The 2,488-nt window shown below is 63.0% G+C and carries 3 protein-coding genes; all 3 read right to left on the bottom strand.

Going from position 1 to position 2,488, the window contains the following annotated elements; translation table 11 throughout:
- Nucleotides 1-41: 41 nt before the first annotated feature.
- Genes tnpC through tnpA form a run of 3 tightly spaced genes read right to left on the bottom strand, consistent with a single transcriptional unit; the run spans nt 42 to nt 2,416 of the window.
- The gene (gene tnpC / locus BBA01S_RS39345; protein ID WP_027821156.1) at nt 42-1,634 is read right to left on the bottom strand and encodes an IS66 family transposase; all 1,593 of its coding nucleotides are present in this window, start codon (nt 1,632-1,634) and stop codon (nt 42-44) included.
- 30 nt (nt 1,635-1,664) lie between these two features.
- Nucleotides 1,665-2,012, bottom strand: coding sequence for an IS66 family insertion sequence element accessory protein TnpB (gene tnpB / locus BBA01S_RS39340; RefSeq protein WP_027821155.1), 348 nt, complete (start codon nt 2,010-2,012; stop codon nt 1,665-1,667).
- Nucleotides 2,009-2,416 carry an IS66-like element accessory protein TnpA gene (gene tnpA / locus BBA01S_RS46550; protein ID WP_084162829.1) on the bottom strand — a complete coding sequence of 136 codons (408 nt, stop codon included), beginning with the start codon at nt 2,414-2,416 and terminating at the stop codon, nt 2,009-2,011. The genes tnpB and tnpA overlap by 4 nt, the downstream gene beginning before the upstream one ends.
- Nucleotides 2,417-2,488: the final 72 nt, after the last annotated feature.

The raw sequence follows: 2,488 nt of genomic DNA, 5'->3' as shown, positions 1-2,488 counted from the left end.
AAGCGTGGCACCAGCGACGTTTTGACTGGAGATCGTGATCCTCAGACTGGCGTGCGGAGCTGAGCTGCGACGACCCACGGTGTGAGTTCGTCGATGCGGTTGATGGCATGGTCTGCGATGCGCGCGAGGACGTAGCGCAGATACGCTTCAGGATCGATGCCGTTGAGTTTCGCGGTGCCAACGAGGCTGTAGATCGCAGCAGCACGTTCGCCACCGGAGTCTGCGCCGGCGAACAGATAGTTGCGGCGGCCAATCGCTACCCCGCGTAGCGCGCGCTCGACAGGCAGGTTGTCGATTTCGAGCTGCCCGTCATCGCAATAGCGTGTGAGCGCGTCCCACCGGTTCAACGCATAGAGGATCGCCCGACTCGTGTCCGATTTGCGCGAGAGCGTTTCCAGCGTCGCCTTGAGCCACGCATGGAACCGGTCGAGTAGCGGCCGCGCGTGCTCCTGGCGATGGGCGCGGCGCTCGTCGGGCGGTTTGCCCCTGATGGTTTCCTCGATCCTGTAGAGCGCGCCGATACGCTCGAGCGCCTCAGTGTTCAACGCATTGGGGCGCGCCGCGTGCAATTCGTAGAACTGTCGTCGGGCGTGCGCCCAGCAAGCTGCCTCCGTCACGCGCCCGGTTTCGTAGATGGCCTGGTAGCCACCGTATGCATCGGCTTGAAGCGTGCCGTTGAACGAATCGAGGTGCTGCTGTGGATGGATGCCCTTGCGATCCGGTGTATAGGCGAACCACACCGCCGGCGGCGTCATGTCGGCCGATGCACGATCGTCGCGCACGTACACCCACAGGCGACCGGTTTTCGTCTTGCCGTTACCCGGTGCAAGCACTGGAACCGGCGTGTCGTCGGCGTGCAGTTTCGTCGCTGACATTACGTGAGCACGCAGTGTTTCAACGAGCGGCTGCATCAGCGTCGCCGCGTGACCGACCCACTTCGCAAGCAGCGAGCGATCAAGCTCGACGCCTTCTCGTGCGTACATGACCGACTGCCGGTAGAGCGGCACGTGGTCTGCGAACTTGGAGACCAGTACATGGGCCAGCAACCCTGGGCCGGCGAGACCGCGTTCGACGGGGCGGCTCGGCGCAGGCGCCTGGGCGATGTGGTCGCAACACACGCACGCAAACTTCGGGCGCACATGACGGATGACCCGGAAGCTGGCCGGCACGTACTCCAGTTGTTCTGCGACGTCTTCGCCCAGCGACTTCATCAGGCCACCGCACTGCGTGCACTTCCCAGCGGATTCGGGCAGGTGCGTCTGGATCTCGCGCGGCAGATGTTCCGGCAATGGCCTGCGCGGTGGCTGCTCCACTGCCTTGCGCGGCGTTTTCGGGATTTCGACTGGCATCGCGCCTTCGTCGGCCTCAAGCTCTTCTAGACGTAGTTCGAGTTGCTCGATCTGGCTGTCCAGTTTCTCCGACTTGCGACCGAACTGCATACGACGCAGCTTGGCAATGAGCAGCTTCAGGTGTTCGACTTCGGCGGCGCGCGAAGCCAATGCGGCTTGTTGCGAGTCGACCGTTTCCTGCAACTTGAGCACTTGCGCGTCGCGTTCGCGCAGTGCGGCCTCCTGGCTGAGCAGCATGGCCTTCAGCGTTTCGACATCGTCGGGAAGTGGGTTCGCGCGCGCCATGCAGGGCAGTTTACGCGCCGCCGGCGACGTTTACAACGCTGAGGTCGGTCGCGCCGTTCTCGTCGGTTGCCGCCAGTCGATACCTTCCAGCAGCATCGAGAGTTGCGCCGGGCTCAGGCAGATGACGCCGCCGTCGGCTTGAGGCCAGACGAAACGCCCCTTCTCGAGGCGCTTCATCAGCAGGCACATGCCATCGCCGCTCCACCACAGCACCTTGAGCAGGTCGCCGCGTTTGCCACGAAACACGAACACGTGCCCGCAGAAGGGATCGCGTTCCAGTACGGTCTGTACCTTGGCGGCGAGGCTGTTGAAGCCTGAGCGCATGTCGGTCACGCCAGCAGCCAGCCAGACGCGCGTGTGGCTGGGCAGACCGATCATGTTGCTGCTCCCGGCATACCGCGCAGCATGCGCAGCACCAGCATCAAGGTACTTTCGTCAGGTGCGCCTTCAATACGCACCCGGGCGTTGCCGACACTGACTTCGATAGCCCCTGACGGTGCAGTGACCTGCGCTGGAATCGATGCAGGTGGTGCTACCTCGGTCAGCGCTACATCAATCTTTACGGGAAGCAGATCAACTGGATCATATTCCCCCGCGTGCAGCGCCCGGCGCCATTTGAACACCAGGTTCGTGTTCAGCCCGTGTTCCATCGCCAGACGTGCGACCGAAACCCCGGGCTCGCTCGCCAGCCTGGCGATCTCGCGCCGGAATTCGAGCGGATGATTCGGTATGCCTTTGCGGCCCGATTTTTTCGGTGCTTCTGTTGTCAAAGTAGTCCCCACTACTCGATGTGGTGGGGACTACTCTGGCAACTTCTGGTCAGGCCGTCGAGACGGTACGGTGGACTCGCTTAC

The sequence above is a fragment of the Paraburkholderia bannensis NBRC 103871 genome, assembly GCF_000685015.1.
GTDB lineage: Bacteria > Pseudomonadota > Gammaproteobacteria > Burkholderiales > Burkholderiaceae > Paraburkholderia > Paraburkholderia bannensis.
The sequence above is the reverse complement of the archived record's forward strand: the minus strand, read 5'-3'. Positions and strand labels throughout refer to the sequence as shown.

What these genes read in the sequence shown, in the direction of transcription:
- tnpC (WP_027821156.1), bottom strand. Translation starts at nt 1,634, where the DNA reads ATGGCGCGCGCGAACCCACTTCCCGACGATGTCGAAACGCTGAAGGCC.
- tnpB (WP_027821155.1), bottom strand. Translation starts at nt 2,012, where the DNA reads ATGATCGGTCTGCCCAGCCACACGCGCGTCTGGCTGGCTGCTGGCGTG.